1 protein-coding gene and 1 pseudogene are annotated in these 741 nt (G+C 69.6%); both read left to right on the top strand.

What is annotated here, in order from left to right:
• Window positions 1–157 (top strand): annotated as a pseudogene (locus MFF34_RS27810) (type II secretion system protein GspM); the annotation flags it as partial.
• A partial coding sequence (gene gspN / locus MFF34_RS27805; RefSeq protein WP_238217807.1) for a type II secretion system protein N occupies window positions 154–741 on the top strand: 588 nt, incomplete at its 3' end. The pseudogene MFF34_RS27810 and the gene gspN, both read left to right, overlap by 4 nt.

Raw genomic sequence — 741 nt, 5'->3', positions numbered from 1 at the left:
GCAGGGCGAGGCCTGGCACCTGCGCGGTCAGGTGGGCGATGAGCAGGCCTTGCTGGGTTGGGTGCGCGCGCTGCACGCCGAAGGCGCGCAGCCCTTGCAGTGGGGGCTGGAGCAAGACACCCAGGGCATGCGCTTCGACCTGGTACTTCGGCCATGAGCCGGGGCGCAGTGGCGTGGTTGCTGCTGGTGTTCAGCCTGACCTTACTGGTGCAGTTGCCCGCCAGCTGGCTGGTGCGTGGCTTCGGGGTACCGGCCGCGGGTGTGAGCGGCAGCCTGTGGCAGGGGCAGGCGCGGCAGATCGGCCCGATTGGGCCGTTGCAATGGTCCTTACAGCCTTGGCGTTTGCAAGGGCAGGGCGCGCTGGGGTTTCAAGGGCAGACGTGGCACGTGCAGGTCCACGGTTGGCCCTGGCGCTGGGAGGGGGAAGTGCGCCCGGCAGCGGCACAGGTGACGGTATCGGCGGCGTATCGTCTGGCCGGGCAGTGGCAGGGTTCGGTGCGTGTACAGGGTGCGTGGCGGCAATGCCTGGCCAGCGATGGGCGCCTCACGGTTACGGACTTGGCGTTGAGTGAGCCCTGGTCGCTGGGGTTAGGGCAGGGCCGGGTCGAGGTGCAGTGCCGCGGGGGTTGGCACCTGTTGGGGCAGTTGCTGCAGCCAGGGCAGCATCAGCTCGACGTGGACGCCGATGTGCGGGGGCGACAGGCCCAGATCGCCATCGCGCTGCAACCCGATGCTGCCCTG

The sequence above is a fragment of the Pseudomonas sp. PAGU 2196 genome (genome assembly GCF_022179005.1).
GTDB classification, from domain to species: domain Bacteria; phylum Pseudomonadota; class Gammaproteobacteria; order Pseudomonadales; family Pseudomonadaceae; genus Aquipseudomonas; species Aquipseudomonas kermanshahensis.
Note: the sequence above shows the minus strand (reverse complement) of the source record. Positions and strands in the feature narration are given on the sequence as shown.